At 29.1% G+C, this 20,374-nt stretch carries 22 protein-coding genes; 19 read left to right on the plus strand and 3 right to left on the minus strand.

Annotated features, from left to right (window positions below):
• Nucleotides 1–11: 11 nt before the first annotated feature.
• The 18 genes from ACQY1Q_RS02015 (at nucleotide 12) to ACQY1Q_RS02100 (ending at nucleotide 15,349) form a co-directional block, all read left to right on the plus strand.
• Entirely contained in the window at nucleotides 12–545 is a 534-nt protein-coding gene (locus ACQY1Q_RS02015) for a hypothetical protein (RefSeq protein ID WP_431003611.1), read from the plus strand.
• A 9-nt stretch (nucleotides 546–554) separates the two neighbouring features.
• Entirely contained in the window at nucleotides 555–1,094 is a 540-nt protein-coding gene (locus ACQY1Q_RS02020; protein WP_431003612.1) for a hypothetical protein, read from the plus strand.
• A gap of 9 nt (nucleotides 1,095–1,103) precedes the next feature.
• A complete protein-coding gene (locus tag ACQY1Q_RS02025; RefSeq protein WP_431003613.1) occupies nucleotides 1,104–1,637 on the plus strand; it encodes a hypothetical protein in 534 nt (177 codons plus the stop codon).
• A gap of 8 nt (nucleotides 1,638–1,645) precedes the next feature.
• Nucleotides 1,646–2,182, plus strand: a complete 537-nt coding sequence (locus tag ACQY1Q_RS02030; protein WP_431003614.1) for a hypothetical protein — start codon at nucleotides 1,646–1,648, stop codon at nucleotides 2,180–2,182.
• A gap of 14 nt (nucleotides 2,183–2,196) precedes the next feature.
• Entirely contained in the window at nucleotides 2,197–3,477 is a 1,281-nt protein-coding gene (locus tag ACQY1Q_RS02035) for a hypothetical protein (protein WP_431003615.1), read from the plus strand.
• Complete coding sequence (locus tag ACQY1Q_RS02040) at nucleotides 3,477–3,881, plus strand: hypothetical protein (protein ID WP_431003616.1); 405 nt, start codon at nucleotides 3,477–3,479, stop codon at nucleotides 3,879–3,881. The genes ACQY1Q_RS02035 and ACQY1Q_RS02040 overlap by 1 nt, the downstream gene beginning before the upstream one ends.
• 86 nt (nucleotides 3,882–3,967) lie before the next feature.
• Entirely contained in the window at nucleotides 3,968–4,240 is a 273-nt protein-coding gene (locus ACQY1Q_RS02045) for a hypothetical protein (RefSeq protein ID WP_431003617.1), read from the plus strand.
• A 5-nt stretch (nucleotides 4,241–4,245) separates the two neighbouring features.
• A complete protein-coding gene (locus ACQY1Q_RS02050; RefSeq protein ID WP_431003618.1) occupies nucleotides 4,246–4,803 on the plus strand; it encodes a hypothetical protein in 558 nt (185 codons plus the stop codon).
• A 10-nt stretch (nucleotides 4,804–4,813) separates the two neighbouring features.
• Nucleotides 4,814–5,023 (plus strand): hypothetical protein, encoded by a 210-nt coding sequence (locus ACQY1Q_RS02055; protein ID WP_431003619.1) that lies wholly within the window; start codon nucleotides 4,814–4,816, stop codon nucleotides 5,021–5,023.
• 352 nt (nucleotides 5,024–5,375) lie between these two features.
• Complete coding sequence (locus ACQY1Q_RS02060; protein WP_431003620.1) at nucleotides 5,376–5,858, plus strand: hypothetical protein; 483 nt, start codon at nucleotides 5,376–5,378, stop codon at nucleotides 5,856–5,858.
• A 138-nt stretch (nucleotides 5,859–5,996) separates the two neighbouring features.
• Nucleotides 5,997–7,418 (plus strand): hypothetical protein, encoded by a 1,422-nt coding sequence (locus tag ACQY1Q_RS02065; protein WP_431003621.1) that lies wholly within the window; start codon nucleotides 5,997–5,999, stop codon nucleotides 7,416–7,418.
• Nucleotides 7,419–7,428: 10 nt separating this feature from the next.
• Complete coding sequence (locus tag ACQY1Q_RS02070) at nucleotides 7,429–8,334, plus strand: immunity 49 family protein (protein WP_431003622.1); 906 nt, start codon at nucleotides 7,429–7,431, stop codon at nucleotides 8,332–8,334.
• Between the two features lie 171 nt (nucleotides 8,335–8,505).
• The gene (locus ACQY1Q_RS02075; protein WP_431003623.1) at nucleotides 8,506–9,060 is read left to right on the plus strand and encodes a transposase; all 555 of its coding nucleotides are present in this window, start codon (nucleotides 8,506–8,508) and stop codon (nucleotides 9,058–9,060) included.
• Nucleotides 9,061–9,184: 124 nt separating this feature from the next.
• A complete protein-coding gene (locus ACQY1Q_RS02080; protein ID WP_431003624.1) occupies nucleotides 9,185–9,664 on the plus strand; it encodes a hypothetical protein in 480 nt (159 codons plus the stop codon).
• Nucleotides 9,661–10,812, plus strand: coding sequence for a hypothetical protein (locus tag ACQY1Q_RS02085; protein WP_431003625.1), 1,152 nt, complete (start codon nucleotides 9,661–9,663; stop codon nucleotides 10,810–10,812). Before ACQY1Q_RS02080 ends, ACQY1Q_RS02085 begins: the two co-directional genes overlap by 4 nt.
• Before the next feature lie 248 nt (nucleotides 10,813–11,060).
• Nucleotides 11,061–11,222, plus strand: coding sequence for a hypothetical protein (locus ACQY1Q_RS02090; RefSeq protein ID WP_431003626.1), 162 nt, complete (start codon nucleotides 11,061–11,063; stop codon nucleotides 11,220–11,222).
• A 281-nt stretch (nucleotides 11,223–11,503) separates the two neighbouring features.
• The gene (locus tag ACQY1Q_RS02095) at nucleotides 11,504–12,928 is read left to right on the plus strand and encodes a hypothetical protein (RefSeq protein ID WP_431003627.1); all 1,425 of its coding nucleotides are present in this window, start codon (nucleotides 11,504–11,506) and stop codon (nucleotides 12,926–12,928) included.
• A 12-nt stretch (nucleotides 12,929–12,940) separates the two neighbouring features.
• Nucleotides 12,941–15,349 (plus strand): hypothetical protein, encoded by a 2,409-nt coding sequence (locus tag ACQY1Q_RS02100; protein WP_431003628.1) that lies wholly within the window; start codon nucleotides 12,941–12,943, stop codon nucleotides 15,347–15,349.
• Nucleotides 15,350–15,351: 2 nt separating this feature from the next.
• On the opposite strand, the gene ACQY1Q_RS02105 is transcribed toward ACQY1Q_RS02100, so the two are convergent.
• Nucleotides 15,352–15,738 carry a YchJ family protein gene (locus ACQY1Q_RS02105; RefSeq protein ID WP_431003629.1) on the minus strand — a complete coding sequence of 129 codons (387 nt, stop codon included), beginning with the start codon at nucleotides 15,736–15,738 and terminating at the stop codon, nucleotides 15,352–15,354.
• A gap of 4 nt (nucleotides 15,739–15,742) precedes the next feature.
• The gene (locus tag ACQY1Q_RS02110; protein WP_431003630.1) at nucleotides 15,743–16,099 is read right to left on the minus strand and encodes a hypothetical protein; all 357 of its coding nucleotides are present in this window, start codon (nucleotides 16,097–16,099) and stop codon (nucleotides 15,743–15,745) included.
• Between the two features lie 222 nt (nucleotides 16,100–16,321).
• On the opposite strand from ACQY1Q_RS02110, the gene ACQY1Q_RS02115 reads away from it, so the two are divergent.
• Nucleotides 16,322–17,566, plus strand: a complete 1,245-nt coding sequence (locus tag ACQY1Q_RS02115) for a response regulator (protein ID WP_431003631.1) — start codon at nucleotides 16,322–16,324, stop codon at nucleotides 17,564–17,566.
• 67 nt (nucleotides 17,567–17,633) lie between these two features.
• Here the strand turns inward: ACQY1Q_RS02115 and ACQY1Q_RS02120 are convergent, their stop codons facing one another.
• Complete coding sequence (locus tag ACQY1Q_RS02120) at nucleotides 17,634–20,213, minus strand: M12 family metallo-peptidase (RefSeq protein ID WP_431003632.1); 2,580 nt, start codon at nucleotides 20,211–20,213, stop codon at nucleotides 17,634–17,636.
• Nucleotides 20,214–20,374: the final 161 nt, after the last annotated feature.

The following is a 20,374-nucleotide window of genomic DNA, read 5'->3' on the forward strand; positions in this document are numbered from 1 at the left end:
AAGTTTTGATTATGACAATTGAAGAGTTAGAAATATTATTAAAAGATATCATTGAAGAAGGTAAATATATTTATAAAACTTTTGAAGATGAAACCTATATATATGTATTTACCAAGTTAGAAAAATTAAGAGGTATAGATCATGATGATAGGTATGGAAGAGTGGGAGGACCAGGTCCAATAGTGGTAGACAAACAAACTAAAGAGTTTAAAAGAGTTCATTACATGGATGTACCATCAGAATTACGAAAAAGAAACTCTAAAAAAAGAACAGTAGATAGTATTGCTAAAGGTATTATAAAAAGAAAATATGTAAATGAAGGTGATGTATATAATTTTTTAAAGTTAAATTATAGAGGAAATGAAAAGTTTACTTTTGGAAAAGTACTTTATGATTTAGAAAAGGATTTAGAGATTCTTAGCTTACAATTTAAAAATAATGAACTTAGAGATAAAATGATAAACTTTTTTGATGTTATTAATGTAAAATGTAAGGTAGAAGATAACGGTTGGTTAGTCATAACAAGAGTCCCGGAGCAGTCTTAAAGAGGTAATATGACAATTGAAGCGTTAGAAATATTATTAAAGGACATGATTCCAAAAGATGAATACATATACGATACCTATGAAGATGAAACCTACATTTATGCATTTACAAAATTAGAAAAATTAAGAGGGATAGACTTTGATGACAGGTATGGAAAAGTTGGAGGACCTGGTCCAATAAGAGTAAATAAAAAAAATAAAGAGTTTAAAAGGGTTTCTAATAGGGATGTCCCTTCACATTATTATGATAAAAATCGTGTTGAACGGACTATTGATATTATTGCTAAAGGTATTGTAAAAAGGCAGTATGTAAATTTTAACGATACTTATGACTTTTGTAAAATTAAATTTAAAGAAAAAGATGATTCAAAATTTAATTTCGGAAAAGCTATTTACAATCATAAAGAGACCACGGATATTCTTAGTTTACATTTTAAAGATAATGAGCTTAGAGATAAAATGATAAACTTTTTTGATGTTATTAATGTAAAATGTAAGGTAGAGGATGATGGTTGGTTAGTCATAACAAGAGTTCCGGAGCAGTCTTAAAGAGGTAATATGACCATTGAGAAATTAGAAATATTATTAAAAGATATCATTGAAGAAGGTAAATATATTTATAAGACATATGAGGATAAGGATTATATATATGTATTTACCAAGTTAGAAAAATTAAGAGGTATAGATCATGATGATAGGTATGGAAGAGTGGGAGGACCAGGTCCAATAGTGGTAGACAAACAAACTAAAGAGTTTAAAAGAGTTCATTACATGGATGTACCATCAGAATTACGAAAAAGAAACTCTAAAAAAAGAACAGTAGATAGTATTGCTAAAGGTATTATAAAAAGAAAATATGTAAATGAAGGTGATGTATATAATTTTTTAAAGTTAAATTATAGAGGAAATGAAAAGTTTACTTTTGGAAAAGTACTTTATGATTTAGAAAAGGATTTAGAGATTCTTAGCTTACAATTTAAAAATAATGAACTTAGAGATAAAATGATAAACTTTTTTGATGTTATTAATGTAAAATGTAAGGTAGAAGATGATGGTTGGTTATTTATAACAAGAGTCCCAAAGCAGTCTTAAAGAGAAAAATGACAAATAAAGAAATTAAAATATTATTAAAAGATATCATTGAAGAAGGTAAATATATTTATAAAACCTTTGAAGATGAAACCTATATATATGTATTTACCAAACTAGAGAAATTAAGGGGGATAGACTTTGATGATAGATATGCAACCGTAGGAGGGCTAGGGCCAATAGTTGTAAATAAGCAAACTAAAGAGTTTAAAAGAATTCATTATATGGAGGTTCCTTCAGAGCTACATAAAAAACATTATGTTGAACCTACGATTGATAGTATTGCTAAAGGGATTATAAAAAGACAATATGTAAATAAAGGGGATATGTTAAGTTTTGTTGAAATCTATTATAAAGGAGAGAGAGAGGAGTATTTTGATTATGGGAAAGTATTTTATGATTATAAGTTTGAAAAAGAATTCATTAAAGCTAATTTTAAAATAGAAGAACTAAGAGATAAGTTTATTTCCTTTTTAGAAATTCTTAATGTAAAATGTAAGGTAGAACATGATGGCTGGTTATTTATAACAAGAGTTCCAAAAAAATAATAAAAATAAAGGCAATGAAAATAAGTTGGTTTAAAAAAAGACTATTTGTAATAATCATATTACTGAACTCAATTTTTTCTGTAGCGCAAGGTTCAGATTGTGAACTTAGATGGTCTCGCTTTACAAAAGATATTGATGCTACCACTGATACAGGGAAGGCTTTAGTAACAGCTATAGATGAAAACCCTGAAACTATTACTAGTTGGTGGGTGTTTGATACAGTTGGAGAAGATGCTTTAAGAACAAATTTAGATGAGCTAAGTTTTGTAACAACATACCTAAAGGCAAAAAATAAAACAGCGGAAGTAATTGTAGATGAGATTAAAAATGCTGGAAGCTATAGTAAATGGAAAGAAATAAATAATATAGATAATAAAGCTATTGAAGAAATAGTTAATTCAGTAGAAAGTGAATATAAAGTAAGGATAAGAAATGATTTAGAAGCTTCAAATGATTTAGTAAAACTATTTAAAGATAAGTCTGAATTAGTGAATGCTTGGGTAGCATTATCAGTATCTAATAAGAGAATCGAAATTGAGTGGTTGATTCAAATTGATAGATGGTTAAATTTAGGAGTAATTGCTAATAAGTCAGATAATATAATTCACTTTACAGCTCCAAACGGTTTTCAATATGCAAGAATTGAAGAAGGTAAATTATACTATAATTATGATGGGTTTGGAGGTGATATATTGGTGACCCCAGATAAAGTAACAACTGTTTTGGGTAAGTTTTTCGATCCTCCTAAATTTGGAACATCAGTATATTTAGATAAAACAAAAACAGGTTTAGAAAATGGTATAATTAGTAGGGTAGTTAATAAACGTCCTCCAAATAATTCTATTGCATTTTTAGATTTACCAGAAGACCAATACAACTCATTATTAAATGGACATATAAAAGATAATATACTTTCAAGTCCATTATTTAAAGGAGATCAATCAAAATTAGATTTAATTGATGGTTTGGATCCTTGGAGTAATCAAGTTAAAGACATAATTAGTAATAAAATATTGCCAAATGCTTCTAAGGATGAAGCGTTATCCATTTTGAAAAAAGGAATAAATGATGGTAATGAGGCATTTTGGCATACTTATAATAAAATTTTTTTAGAAAAAGCTTTTCAACGAGGTGATGATATTAGATTAGTTTCTGATCCAAAAATTTATCAGCCTGATCCTGTGAAGGGAGGGTCTTATAAACGTGAATTAGACGCTATTACAGGATCAGAAGGTCTAGCAAAAAAATATGGTTATTATTATGATAATGCTACTAAAACATATTATAAAAAATAATGAAGTATTTTGATTTAATTTACAATGAATGTTTGAGAATAAATAAAATTCTTGATTCAAGATATAAAACTTTCTCTTTTTTAGAGTCTTCTTTACATAAGATAGTTTATGAAAATGAAGGTCATATGTTAATTTTTGGATATTATCCTGAGCGATATGAATATGGGAAATCAATGTTTTTAAAAGGGTTAATGATTCAGACAATTAATATGAGTGTGGAATCTTCTTTAGTTCAGATAGTATCTTTTTTTAAAAATGATTGTAAATTTTTTGAAGAAGATAATAAAGAATATCCTTTAGACGAATTACTTAACTATTACGATTTTTATAGATTAAATTATAAAAAATATCCTAATTGGGAACACAAGTATCAAGAGTATTTAAAAGGAAAATATCCTTGGTAATCTGGTTTTCATAAGGAGTAATTGATGAAATAGGAGGTTCCCCGCTAGCGCGAGCATCTTGCTCTAAGCTGGCTAAAGAATGGAAAGTGGGAGATGAAATTATTTTTAAAGATTTTAAATCCTCAAGTATTAAAGAAGAAGTTGCTGAAGGTTTTATGAATAAAGGAAATGGAGATGTTATATATGAAATTTCAAACCCAAGAGGTTATGATATTTGCGATATTTCATGTTTTAAAGCAGAAGGAGAAATTTTTTTTAAATCTGATTCGAAATTTAGAGTTGACGAGCTCACTTTTCAACCTAGATTTACTGAAGATGATCCATTAGTAAGAGTGATTAAGTTAACATATATACCATAATAATTATGAATGATATATTAAAACAAATAGAAATTTTAAAGAGAAGAATAGAGTCAATAAACTTCGAAGATACTACAAATTATGATGATGAATATAAGAAACATCTTTCTATAGAAAAGGCTGTATTTAGAAAAGTTGTAGACAATCTAGAGTATCAATTATTGTCATCAGAAGAGAAACAAGGTCAAAGAATTTTACAATTAGCTAAGTCAAGAGAACAAGATTGGGATGTAAAAAAGCAATTAAATGAAATTAATCTCTATTCAAAAATAAGAGAGATTGTTCCATATATTATGGCAGTAAGTTATAAAATGAATAAGGAGGGTAAGCACCTTACAGAAGATTTACTAGCTTTCTGCGACAGGCAATTGGAGATTATTGACTCATCGCCATATAAACGAAAAATTACATTTCCTACTAAAGAAGAAGTTGAAAAGGCTTTTAAGAGCTATACAGAAAGAATAAAACCTAATATGATACCTAGTTTAAAAGTGTATAAACAACCAGAAGTAAATAAAAAAATTGAAGAGTTATATCAAATGTTTTTAGATTTAGCTCACTGATACTATAGCTATGAAAAGCAATAAAGTTAATCTTAATCATGAAATTATAAGTAGATGGACAGATGATACTAAATATCTTATAGAAGTATTCTCATCTATAATAGAGCATTTGGAGCTTGTATTAGTTAGAATTGAAACTGAATATGTAATATTCAAAGGTTATAAGTTTAAAATTACATTTAAATATGACGTTAATATAGATATGGAGGTAGATTTTTAAATGATATTGAAGTAGAGAAATTAGGAATAATTTATAGGTTAAGTACATTTGTTAGTGAAAAAGAAGAATTAAAAAGTTTATTTAAAATAATAGAAAAGAATAGTAAAAATAATATAGCACCAGTTGAAACCTTCAAAATTATGTTTTGTAAGTATTTATTTAATGTTTTAGATTTTAAAAACTAATAAATTGAGTGAGGTAAAATAGAATGTAAAACTAAAGTTAAAGAGAAACCCTTAGATTAGAGGTTCTTATTAAATCGGGAAGCCAATTTGAAGTCATTAAACCTCCTTATTTAAATGAGGATAAGAAATGGGTAATTGAGTTAATTCAAATACAGTAATTATTAATTATGGTTGATAGAAACATAAAAATTGGAGATTTTAAGAAGTTATTAAATGAATTAAAGTATGCAAACTTTAATAATGAAAAAAACTACATAAATTCACTCAATAACTTGTTATCATTTATAATGCAATTTGATTCTAGAAAAGATTTGTTTGAGATGGTAGTAGAAGAGTTAGAGTTAGTAAGAAAAAAAGGGTTAGAAGAATGTTTAAAGAAAAGACCTGATTTAAATAAACAGTCTTATATTAATAGAACATTAATAGGTAAGGTAAATTATTGGTCAGGAAGATTAAATCAACAAATGCGTTGGCAGGTAGAGAGTGGTTTGGATCCTTATTCTATTTATACTCCAGAATGGTATCAATCTACAAAAGAGTTTGAGCCTGATTTTGATAAGATTATGGATGAAGTCTTTTCTAAATATTGGAATACTGGAGTAGATTGGAGTAAAGAAGAATATTTAAAAAGAATAACAAGAAGACAATAAATAGGGGGATTTATATAGCAATTCTAAAAATGTTTCATTCAGTTGTTTATGAAGCAAACAAGGTAAAGTTTGCACAAGATGAAGAGTCAAAAAATGAATTATTGTCTACAGTAGAAATAACCTAACCCTATGTAAAAAATGGATATTAAAACAGGTGAATATAAAAGCTTAGTCGACTATATAAGAAATAAACTTAAGGTTTACAAATGGATTAGAATTATTATCAAGATAGAGTTTCATAATAGCGGTTCTTATGGGGCTAGTGTTAGCTATTTTGAAGATGAAAAAGAAATGAAATATATAACAGATAATTTTGAAATAGATCCCATATTGATTGGTATTTTTAAGAAGTATCGTCAAGGAATAGTGAAAAGAAATTTTAATAAAGTTTTCATTACAATTAAAGAAGAAGACTATTTTGTTTCTTATGAAATGGATGAAGAAAAGATTAAAAATGAAAAACAAAAAAGTTCTTTAATTTTCCCCAATTACTTATATGAAAGAATGCGCACCCAAATTTACGATTATGAATTGGATAATAATTTATTAATACCTGTTTATAATGATAGGTTTGAAGTATATGACTATAAAGTTTCTTGGGATAGTGGTTTGTTTACGTTTATTGTAGATGAAAAAAGTAAACAAATTTATTTTGAAATAGAGGTGTCTTTTCATGGAGAGAAACGGGTTATTCCCTTAGAACTAATAGACAGCTATAAAAAGTCCATATGGTATCATTATGAGCTTACGCATGGAGAACTTAAAGAGTTTTGGAAACCTTGGAATAAAATGGTTGTAACTGCTCCAGAGAATTTTATACCTTTAGGTAAAGACCAAGAATATATACAATATTCTTTGGTTGAAGTTGATAAGGAAGAGATTGTTATCAATACTCAAATAATAAATACTTTACAATTTGAAACTGCTAATGGTTCAGTTTTAAATTACGCGCAAATTAATCGTATTTGGGAAAGTAGAAACTATCCCACAAAGTTAACCTGGAAATATCAGGATAATGAAATCATAATAGAAGATAAAGGGCAGTATTTTTTCTTTGAAGTTTACAAAGATAGGATCGTAGTTCTGTATCATGGTAGGTGGTCAAACAGCAAAAAACATCCTAATAACTTACTCATTTACCATGCAGATGGTTCTTTAATGAAAATAGTTGAAGCCCCAAGGTTTAAAAGTAAAAAAATGATTGAAGGCGTAAAGAGTGAGTACGATCAAGAGCATTCTAATGGTAAAACCATTTGGATAGTACCTCCTCATTTTAAGGAGATTAAAAATATGTGGGGTAAAGTAAAAAGGATAGAGGTTATGCAAGGTTTTATGGATGGACTAAGAAAAAAGAATGGTAAACTAGCCGTTACATTGTCTGATTCAAGTTATTTCGAAGCAATTATTAAGAATTATGAAAATGCAGGGTTTAGTGAATTGGCAGAAGAATTACAGTTTGCATTGGATGGTGGTCTTGTGGACTACTTTAAAATAAAACAAGGTTTTAAATCGGATGGAACTTTAAAAGCTACTGAAATTTCTAAATTTGATATTAATTAAAACTTAAACGATGATAGCAAGAGCAAAACGTACTATACAGAGAGATTTGGATTATTACCAAGAAAGTGTTAATCAGTTGATAATAAGAAATGAAGAAGTATTATTAACTCGTTACGAAAATAATTTTAATAAATATGCTAACAACATAGGAACAAGTTGGACTAGGAATCTAAGTGAATTCCAGAGTTATCAAATTTGTACCATTATAGATCGAGAAAAGGAAATGAAATTACTACACTATGCCCGCGTGTTGGCAAGAGCATTTTATAGTTTAGGCTATAATATAGATAAAGATGTAGTAGTGCGTTTCAGAGATAAACGAATCACATTAAAAGGAAGACCGTATAAAAGTTATATGGGAATTATTGATTGGTACAAGGCATTAGGATTGTTTTTTGCATTACGTGATAGAGCAGGGATTGATTTGTTAATGGGAGCACCTCGTTCGGCTTTTGAAAATTCTGCATTACAACATAAAGAATTACATTTTAGAATACTTCGTGTCGTTCAAAACATATATAATCCTTCAGTAGCAAAGCATATGATGGGATATATTCAAGAAGCTTTAGAGGCTACAGATCCTACATTAAATATGTACGATGTAGATAAAGGAAGCACCAATTTTGTACTTTATATACGTGAACCTTTAATACGAGTTTGGATGGCTGCTTTAATGAATAAAGAAGATTATTTTAATGAGCAATTAGAAGATGCTTTGTTACTGCATAAAAAGTATTACAGTGTTGGTGATCGATGTGAAGAGTCTGATGGATGGGTAAGTTGGCGTTTGTTAGCCCCCACTATTTTTGCACATGATTCTGGTATTAATATTAATATAGAATCGGAGTATATACCAAAATGGTTAGTAGAAGGTGATTTCTCAGGTGTAGAAAAATGGCTTGAATGGGAAATATAAAATAGAATAAATTATATGATAATAGGTTACCTGATAGCGCGGATTTGTAATTCGCGCCGATAACGAGTGAGCAATACCAAGTAAAGCTATTGTAAAACCCACTGGCGCTCGTTTATAACGAGTGACTAAACTAAAAGAGCGTTTGTAACGCCAAAAAGTAACTAATAAAAAATGTCAGAGAAATACAAAGTAATAGATAGTACTATCCCCACTTTTATAACCTTAACATTAGTAGGCTGGGTAGATTTATTTATACGACCTGTTTATAGTGAGTTAATAGACAGGGTATTAAACTATTGTATTTCTAATAAAGGATTACAAGTTCATGGGTATGTATATATGACAAGTCATTTACATTTAATAGTATCATCGGTAACAGAAGAATTACAAAACATAATAAGAGATTTTAAAAAGTTTACATCCAAGGAATTAATAAAAGTAATTAAAGAACATCCGGAAAGTAGAAGAGAATGGCTATTAAATAAATTTAGTTATGAGGCAAAAAGAACACGTAGAGCTGTGAGCTACAAAGTATGGCAAGACGGTTTTCATCCGGTGCTTTTAGATACAGTTAAAAAAATAGAACAACGGTTAAATTACATTCATTATAATCCAAAAGAAGCTGGTTTTATATATCATGAAAGAGATTGGGTAAATAGTAGTTATATAGTTTATGAAGAAAATAATAAAGAAATGTGTAATGTTAATATAGCTCCACTATGGTAGTTCTTAATTATAAAAATAAGATATAGATACTCGTTGCAAACGAGCACCAGAGGGGGGAGGGGTGTTATACAAAACAATGGGATGAATATATTTATAATGTAAAAATGTAAAGTGGTAGTTTATTATGAGAGGTATATTTTATTTTATTTTATTTTTTTTAGGCTTGGCTTCTATTTTTATGACTATTAATGATGTAACTAATAATAGGTATTTAAAAGAGATTAAAAATATTAAAAGTTTAAAAGATAAAGCTAAATACATGTCGGAAGATTTACTTTTAATAACAGGAAAAACATATCGTAATGAAAATACGAGTGAAACGATTCGTTTTGATATAAAAGGAATTCTCCAAAGTAATGACTCTATTATAAATTTGAAAATAGGATTTCCTGAATATTTAGATTCTAATTTAGAATACCAGCCTGTATATAAAAGTAAGCTAACAGGAACTTATTATTTAAAAGACGCTCCATTAAAATACTATAACGGGAAGTTAAGAGGCTTATACTTTGCCGTCTTATTAAAAATTAGCTTTTATCCTATATTAATAACAATAATTATTTTTTTTAGAAAATATTACAAACAAAGAACCTTTAGAATATGAGAAAAAATATCTTTTTAATATTAATTTTTTTTAATGTAATTGTATATGCTCAACAAGTTCTTGAGTATAATTTAGTAGATGATCTTGAGTTTAAAGTTTACTCTGAAGCAGAAGGAAAGATGTATAAAATATCTAAATCTGAAGAATTTAAACAAGACACTCCTGAGAATGTAGCTTTAAGCAGTTTTTTTGCATTTAACAATGATATTGCCTCTAATTTATATTTTGACAAAGAGAAGTACCCTAAAAGAGAAGATGTTGATTTTGAATTAATAAGGAAAACTAAAAATGAGGATGCCTATATACAAATACATCACAAAACAAACTATAAATTTGAAGGGAATGATATGGCTTATATTATGTTTACAGCTAAAGTTAAAGACATTCCTTTCCCTTTTCCAACAATTTTATCGTTGATTAAAAAAGGTGGTAAATGGTATTTGTTTCAAAGACCAAACCAACAAAAACTTACGAAATCTTTGTTAATGTTTAAACCATGTGTATTATCAAACTTGATAGAAGGATTAAGTTCTGATAAAGATATTAATACTTTAATATCCAAGACCAAATCAAACACTGGAAATTTAGATTTTACAAAACTCTTTGATGAATTAGTTTTAATTCAAAAAAATGAAAGTTTATCATCAAAATTAACAATGACTAAAAATGCAGATTGTTCAAGATTTAATTTCAAAGACAGTGTGAGTAGTAAAGCTACTATTACAGGAATTTTTAAAGACGTTACTATTAATGAATTTAAAGAGCAAGATCAAAACTTACTATCTAAAATAATAAAAAATAATGATTCAATAGTATTAAGGAGTAAGTTAGATTTTGAGTATTCAAACAAAAATTACTCTTTAATTAAATTCAATAGAGTGAAAACAGATGGAAGTATTGTTAAAGATATTATTCGGCTAGATGAAAATGATAGAATAGAGAAACCTTCTGAAGAACTTATATTTTTATATGAAAAAATGAAGATTCAAATATTTTCAGATTTAACACCTAGTATGGATAAAACATCAATTATGGATAGTGAATTATATAAAAAATCAAGAGGGGTTTATGATGTACTCAATATATCCCAATTATTTGAATTATATAAGGAACAAAAAGATTTGTTTACTAAATATATAGATGAGTAATTGTAATAATTAGGTATGAAAAAGAATTTATTGATTATATTTTTATTAGTAGTGAGTTTGAGTATAAAAGCTCAAAAAAATATACATTTCAATTTGAAAAGCCCAGTTCAGGATTTGTGGTAGGATTGTTTTTAATGGAAAAGCTGAAATTTATAGCTATAGAGTGTATAGTAGGAGTACCTTATTAAAGGACAATGGAGAGCTAACTAGGGTTGTTATTACGGGGTTAGTTTACAAGGCAGAAAAATATGTTTATAGTAGTGCAAAAATATTACAGAGGTAAAGTTGTTTATGAAGCAAACAAGGTAAAGTTTGCACAAGATGAAGAGTCAAAAAATGAATTATTGTCTACAGTAGAAATAACTATTATGGAAGTTTCTCCAAATGATAGTATTGGGGTATTGGATTAGCAGAAAATGATAGTAAAGTACAAAAAAGAGAAACTTAGTAAGGTAAAAACTTATTAGGGGAAATTTTAACCAAAATAAGAGTGTGATTTAGCAGTAAGTAATTAATCTATATTTACAATAGAGAGGTAATCATATAATGAGAATTAGTTCTCCTTCTAGTGCGAGTACTTTGCTTGTGAATATATGAGTTAGAAAAAGTTAAAAATTAAGAATAAATAAAAGAAAAATATAATACAACAAAGTTTTCAGGTTAAGAGTCTTGTATTAGTGATTAGGAGGGTATGAAAAAAATTATAATATTGACTGTTTTGTTATACAGTTTTTTAGGTTATGGACAAGAATATACTTTATGGTTATCTGGTAAGGGGACACATGATATAATTATACCTACAAGTCAAGCACCATACAGAAGTATAAGGAGAATTTATTATAAATCACTAACTCCTCCTTATCTAGTTAATGATGAAGCTATTAGAGATACAGGGATTCATGATATACAAAGTAATTCATCATTTCCTTTAAAAGCTAGATATGAGTTAAGTTATACTCCAAATTTTAATGGAGTTTTTGAAACTAAAATAGGTTCTATTAATTTAAAAAAATTTGAGTCAGTTTTTGTTGGGTGTGAATTAGAAGAGGCAGGTAAAACTGGGTTTGGCCCCTCAGAGATAAGACATTATACAAATTATAATTATCCTGTACACATTTTTCAATGGGCAATAGTTCTTCCTAAGTACGTTCAGCCCTCGATAATAAATAGTGAAAGGACATTAACAGACAAATTATTTATATCTCAAGAGAATATATTTACTGATCCCGTAATAGATGTTCCTTATGTAAAATGGCAATACCAAACAAATTTAACAACTTTTTTTTGGAAAGACTTTCCTCCAAGTATTCAAAATAAATTTCCAATGAATCATACTATTGAAGATATACTTGTAGACGAAATGACTCCTTTAAAGGATATAAAAACTATTAGAGTTAGAATGGTTTTGTCTCCTCCTCCATCAAGAGGGTATAAAAAAAATTTTTTAGGATTTTATGAAGAACAAGATATTATGATGCCTGTTGTGTATTCGGAGATATTTAAATTTAATATTTTTGATGCTTCCCCACAACTCCAAGAACCTGTAGTAACACAAAAAACAAGTTGTAACTATAATAAAGATGGTTCATTCACATTAAATTTTAATAGAGATTTAAACCTAGGTGAATCGCTGGCTATAACTTTATATATCCAAAATAGTATTACCGGAGAATATGATATAATTGCTGATGGAGGGCAAATTCTGAATATTTCAAGCTTACAAAATAAAAGTTATACATGGCCTAATCCGTTGCCTGCAGATTCTTATGTGGTAAAATACCAATCCCATTCAGGAAGTTTATCCGGAACAGATGCTTCTTGGAACAGTTTAGAGCCCTCCAATCCATTTGTTATAGCAAAAGCAGCATCTGTAGATTTTTCGGCTACGAGTCATTCCGATGAAAGTTGTTATGATACTAATGATGGCTACATAGAAATTCAAGCAACAGGAGAAGCAAGCAGAACTTATTTTTATCAATATTCAATTGATGGAGGGGTAAATTATATCAACTGGCTACCATTTTCAAATGCAAATAAAACGATATTAAGTGGATTAGGAAAAGGCAATTATAAAATTAAAGTAAAAGATAATAAAGGCTGTTTAGCAAGAAACTAGGAAAAAGAAAAAATGCAGGATAGTATGATTATGGGAAAAAAGCATTCGTGTTTACGAATTATTATGGTTGTAGTTGGATTAATTTTTACAGAGAATTTAGTAGCACAACAATTTGATTTTGAAAATATAGGAAGAGGAAAGCCGTTTAAGATAAATGGAAATATAGCAGCTAATACAGTCTATTATAACTCTAATCAAAATGAAGCAAGATCACCATTTACTTATTTTTTACAAGGAAGTTTAAATTTTAATGTATATGAATTTTCTATTCCTGTAAGTTATAGTTTTTCAAACCAAGGAAGTGCGTTAGAGTATCAATTACCCTTTAACTTTAATCGATTAAGCTTACATCCGAAATATAGGTGGATTCAAGCTCATATAGGAGATGTTAGCATGAGCTTTTCTCCTTATACTTTAGCAGGACATCAATTCACAGGAGGTGGAGTTGAATTGTCTCCCAGAGGTGGTTTTACATTTGCAGCCATGTATGGTCGATTATTGAAAGCAACTGAAGATAATGAGGATAATAGAACACAACCTGCTTTTAAACGAATGGGATATGGAGCTAAAGTTGGATATCAAAAAGAAAAATATAACGTACAAGTTATAGGGTTTTATGCAAAAGACGATAGTAATTCAATTAGTACAATTCCGGAAGAAAAGAAAGTTTTGCCTAAAGAAAATTTAGTATTAAGTATTGCAGGATCGGTAGTGGTAACGGAAGGATTAAAGTTTAAAGGAGAGTATGCATCAACAGCAATTACACAAGATACGAGAGCAGAAAAAACAGAAGATAGTAATGGGTTAGCAGGAATCTTTTTTAATAATAGAGCTTCAACAGAATACTATAAAGCTTTTAAAACAGAAATGGAATATAGTTTTAATAAATATAAGTTTGGAGTTGGTTATGAACGTATAGATCCGGGATATCAAACATTAGGAGCTTATTTTTTTAATAATGATTTTGAAAATATTACGTTGAACGGAGCCACTTCACTCTTTAAAAATAAAATAAACCTATCGTTTAATATAGGTTATCAACGTGATGATTTGGCTAACCAGAAGCAAACAAAAACAAACAGAACAATAGGTAGTATTAATGCTTCCTATGCAATGAGTAAAAAAGTTAATATTACAGGAAGCTATTCTAACTTTACAACCTTTACCAATAATAGATTGGATCAGTTTGATAATATTAATGATGATAATTTATTAGATAATCAAAATGAGTTGTTTAACTATAAACAATTATCTCAGAATGCAAATATAAACGTTGGTTACATTCTTGAGAATACAAAAAATAGACGACAAAACTTAAATACAAACTACTCATTAGCTACTGTAGCTAATGAAGAAAATGGTATTGTACGCATAGGTAACGGCTCAACATTTCACAATTTCAATGCTTCTTATTCAATAGGCTTACCTAATAAAAAGCTAAATATAACTTCAGCATTAAACACTACATACAATACCATTGGTAGAGAAGATGCTTTTACATGGGGCCCCACTTTAGCTGTTAATAAACGATTTTTCAAGGATCAATTAAATACAACGATAAGCGGTTCTTATAACCAAAGTAAAAATCAAACAAGTAGTTCAAGTGCAGCAAATATTAGGGCTAATGCTAATTATATATATAGAAAAAAACACAACTTTAACCTAAGTGCCATTCAATTATTTAGAAATACTAATAATAGGAATACACAAGATATTACCATTACATTTGGGTATAATTATGCATTTGATTTATCAGCAAAGAAAAAAGAAAAGATAAAAGATCAAAATAGTAATGTTTTTGGGTTTACGTATAGAGCATATACATTTAAAGGAGAACCTAATGAAATAACCTCGGAAATTGTAGCTATAACTAATGAAAAAAAGTTTGAGGAAATACAAAAGATAAATAAGGTAGCTGAAAAACTTACTATTTTAAAACAAGAATTAAAAGACGCTGAGCTAAAATCTAAAAATAAATACAAAAAGAAGGCAATTGAATACTTAGATCATTTGCATAAAAATCAAGATCATATAAATACATATTATGACTTAGCATATATAGGATTAAAAAAATTATATGCAGATGCTAAAAAGTTAGAATGGATTACAGAACAAAAATATAATAAAGCTCTTTCTCTTTATAAGAACTCACATAGAAAGGAAAATAAAAAATTGAAACAGTTTTTGGCTAAAAGAGAATCAGCTTATAAAGCAAATCAGTATATGTTAGAACAACTTGAAAACTTTAAAAAAGAAGATTTACATGAAGCTGAAGGAACTTGGTATAATTTTAAGCATACACACTTAAATCCAATTTTAGATATGTTAGAGCAAGGAAAAACAGCAACAGAAGTAGCTATTTATTTTGAAATAGCATTTGCAAAAATGTATCACAAATTAAGTAAAGAATATAAATTATAAAACTACTTACCTTTTAAGTATACCCAATGATCTTTTTCTTTACAAAAAGTAGATATTTCATGAATAATATTTACCCGACCATTTTCCATAAAATAAGCTTTAAATTCAACAATGCCGGTATCATCATTAATTGTTCCTTTAAGTGTATTTAAAACCTCTAATTTTAACCATGTGACAGATTGTGTCCATAGTAAAATATCTCTTTTCTCAGAAAAAGAAGGTCTGGTTGTGCTATGGTGGCTTTTTTGTAAGTATTCAATATTAGCCAACACAAAAGCACTATAACGAGATCGCATTAAGGCTTCAGCAGTAGAAACAGAATGTATATTATTATGTGCTTTTTGGCAACATTGAGAGTAGTTTTTAGATGAACAACAAGGACATTGCATATAACTAATTTAAAAGTTCTTGAGGAGGTTGTATACGAAAGCAACGTTCTTTCCCAAGAATCAAAGGATTTCCATGTTTTTCAGACCAAAACCCGTCTAACATATCTTTTGAAATACACCAGTAAACAACAATACCTTTATAAACATAACGGTCAACTCCGGCATATTTAAAATTAATAACTAAAATATCATTATCAAATGTGCCTGAGCCCATTTGTTCATGATCACCAATAGACCATTTTGCTATAATTTTATGATTACGATCAAGTGTAAGTTTTAAATTACCATTGTAGGTACTTTTTTCTTCGTCTTGATTATTACCCACAATAGAATAATCACCTATTAAATCTTCTACTACCATCCATTCTTAAATAAAAAGCAAAATTACCTCAATTTTATAACAGAACCATAGAAAAAATAGAAAGGTTGAATGTAATTAGTATAGATAAGTCATTTTAGATAAGTCTGTTCATCTATAAATATGTGTGTTTAACCTTAAAACTATTGATAACCAACGTTGTATTAAAAAACATAAATAAGTCTGAATTATTTTTGTAGTGATTAACCCCCAAACTAAGTTAAAATGAAAGTATTAGTAATTGACGACGAAAAATTAGTGTTACTTCCAATTAAAAAAAGATTAACAGCTATTGGTTACGAAGTAAAAACTGAAACGAATGGAATGATAGGAATGAAGGTTTTTGACTCATTTAAGCCAGATTTGGTAATAATTGATGTTCATATGCCGGAAATATCAGGTTTTGAAGTAGTAAAGCATATAAGATTGCATAGAAAATTAACAACTCCAATAATGATGTTGTCTGGTAGTGTAGATGATGAAACTATTATTAAAGGATTTGATTTAGGGATAAATGACTATATGAAAAAACCAATAAGCCTAAATGAAATTTGTGCCAGAACAAAAAGATTAATAGGTACCCCTGAAGTAAATAATAAAAATGAAATAGCAAAAAATAAAGTAATTATTCAAAAAAGAAGTGTAGGAGTAGTAATTCCGTGTTATAATGAAGAAGAAAGACTCTTAAAAGATGAATTTTTAAACTTTATTGACGAGCATTCCGGATATTACTTATGCTTTGTTAATGATGGTAGTAAAGACAATACGTTGGAGGTTTTAGAAAAACTAAAGCAAGGAAGAGAAGAGTACATTACAGTATATAATTGTGAGAAAAACGGAGGAAAAGCTGAGGCTGTAAGACAAGGAATGTTATATCTGTTAGAGAATAAAAAACTAGACTATATTGGTTTTTTAGATGCGGATTTATCTACCGATTTTAATGATTTTGAAGATTTAGTTACAACCATAGAAAACTCGAATTTTAAAATAGTAAGTGGCTCAAGAATTCAAAGAATGGGAGCTAATATTGCTAAAGACTCAGCAAGAGCCATTATAAGTCAAACAATTAATTTTATTATTCGAAAAATTTTAGCCATGAATTTTAAAGACACACAATGTGGAGCTAAAATTTTCAACAAAGAAATTGTACCGCTACTTTTTGAACAAAAATTTATTACAAAATGGTTATTTGATGTAGAGATTTTTATGAGAATGAGAAAAGAATACAGTCTGCTAAAAGCTAAACAGTTAATATGTGAGCAACCTTTAAAAAGATGGGTTCATGTAGACGGATCAAAATTATCAATGAAAGATTCTCTTAAAATTGTATTTCAGTTGGCTCAAATAGCGTTTGGATATGCTAATTATAAATCTCAAAAAGACAAACAAACGATAAACACAAGAACAGATGTTTTTAAAATGAAAAACAAAACATTACAAAAAAAGACAGAAAAATTTACACTAAGCTAAAATATACAAAGGCAGGTTTTATTACCTGCCTTTGCTTTGTATTAAACTTACTTAACTATTGAAAAAATTATTTTTTAATAAAAGTCTGTTTTAATGTAGTTTTACCAGATACAACTTTAACAAAGTAAATTCCTTTAGGTAGTTTAGGTAAATTTAACCTAGTTTCATTAGCACTTAAATTACCTTTGTGTACTAAATTTCCATTAATATCATAAATACGATAAGTACCTTTTGTTAACTCAGATAGTTTAAGAACAAAAGAACCGTCATTTGGATTAGGAACAATTTGTAAATTTTCCGGAGTATCGTATTGTTTAGTTTCAACAGGTCTCTTTTCATTACCTTTAAGAGACTTAACCATCACAAAACGTTCACCTCCTTGAATAGTACCTTTTTCTGCACTTTGTTGTAAAATATCAAAAATAACTTCTTCGGTATCATCTATTTTCTCAAGATTAAACTTAAACTGTAATATGAAGCTTTCTTGATACTGTAAAGGCACTTTTCTAAAAACAGCAGTATTAGAGTAAATCAAAGCTTTATTTTCTTCTAAAATCTTAATACCTTCACCTTTCAAAGATCCGTTAGCTAACATTTTCTCAAAAAGCTCTTTGTCAAAGGAAACTTCAATAGTTCCCCCTCTTTCAAAAAACGGAATTTCAACTTTATCATCTTTAAAACCTTTATCTCTAAATAATACATTAATAAACTGAGACTCTCTGTTTACACCTCTAAAGAATAATCCGGTAGGTAGGTTATTCGGATTTGTATCATGAACCGAAATATTTTTTTGCACTATATTATTATTGTTTTGTGCATTAGGTTCAATACGTCCGTTAACCTCATTAGCCATTGGATCATCTGCTGAAATAATACGAGCCGCTAAACAAAAATGATGTATGTCAGTAGTATAATCACTTGGATTAGGCGGATACCAAGGCAATTCAATAATAGCAGAACCACCCGGAGCAATAGCAGGTATTTGTGCAGTACCTACAATATCTCCATGTAATACAGGAGTTCCTCCAACATTTTGAAAGAAGTTCATAAAATTGGTAGGCCATAATAAACCGGCAGATGCTTTTGTCCAATATACTTTAAGAGTAGCACAGTCAGATGTTTGACTACCTCTGTTTCGTACTCGTACATATACACCATTAGGAGTAAGTGTTTTATATTCGGCATTTTGATGAGCTGTACCACCATCTAAATTTTGACGAATCCAAATATCTTGGCTCATCCAAGTTACCCCATTAGGGTTAGGTTCTACACCAGTGTCTGAAGGCTGATCTTTCATATATAAATCAAAGTTAGCACCGGTAGCTACACAATTATCACAATCGGTTAAACAAGAAGCATTAGCTACATTACTGCGTAAAACGTTACCGGGTTGAAGACCAAAACCGTTACTAAAATTAATACCTACAGGATCTACATGACAGTAGCTCATAATAGTTCCACCCGGAGCCGGAGACCCGGGAAGAGCGCAACCACCTTCTGTATAACCTGCACAACCGTCAATAGCAGTATTATTTCCATTCCAAACACAAGCATGGGTATGACGTGAACCAAATAAGTGTCCGAATTCATGTGTAACTACCATAACATTCCAACTATAGTTAGGAACGTTAGTAATGGAAGAAGTTAAGTTTCCTGATACGGCTAAACTTAAATCAACATTAGCATTACACAAACCGTTAAATCCGGCAGCTCTACCACCACCAATACCTCTAAAAGTTAACAAATGACCTAGGTCACCGTTAATTGAAGAAGTATTACTTTGAAATTGAGATAATAACCCTGCTGTATTTGTTGAGGTGTACGGATCAGTGCTAGTCCATACATTAATTTCAGAAATAACCGTATCAATACCTTCATTATAGTATAAAATAGCTACCTGATTGTATAAAGCAGTTACATAATTTTCAACATTAGCAACAGAACCCAAAGACTGAAACATATCAAACTCGGTTTCAAAGTAAAAACGGACACAATTAGTACCGTAAGCATCAGCTGAAATAGCGGTACCATCCAACACTTTCGGATCATAAATATCCATTCTGTTTTCAACCATTTCACATTCAAACTTAGTTACTTGTAACAAATCTTTTTCGTTGTACACAATAATGTTGGCATGGTCTTTCAATTTTCCTAAAGTGTAAGTACCTTCTTTAGAAGATATAAACCCTTTAACATCACCATCAAAAAAACTGAGGGCAACTAAGCTATGTTGCTCATCACCACGTATAACACCTCTATAGTGTTTAGAATGGTTTCGGTTAGGTTTATAACGCTCTTTTTGATTGGTAACTACATCGTACGAGTAAAATTTATCCTCAACTTCCATAAGATCTAACGTTTTAATTGAACCGTTAATAGGAATGTCAATAGACATTTGTTTACTTTGAAGCTCTCTGGGGCTTGTATTGTAGTTTAATAAAGACACATTTTTAAGCGTCATAAAAACGTTGTCTTTTAAAACGCTTTCTTTCTTGGTATTAGATTCAGAAAAAACACGTTGATTTTCAAAGGCAAGCCCTCTTTTTTTAGCACTGGAAATTAATTCAGATACTCTCTGTTGCCCATAAGCTGTAAAAGATACAGATGTTAACAACAGCAAAATTAGATAATGTTTAAAGTTTTTCATTTGATTAGTTTTTAATGATTCCTACTCATTCGCTTTTCGGTTTCCGCGATCATGAATATATCATACATGATAGAATGCGATACGTATCTGAAAGCAATTGCATAAGGGTGATGTTTTTAGGGGACTTCTATAGTGTAAGTTTTGTAAAAACATCGGTGTAA

The organism is Tenacibaculum sp. TC6 (assembly GCF_050606265.1).
In the GTDB taxonomy this organism is placed as follows: domain Bacteria; phylum Bacteroidota; class Bacteroidia; order Flavobacteriales; family Flavobacteriaceae; genus Polaribacter.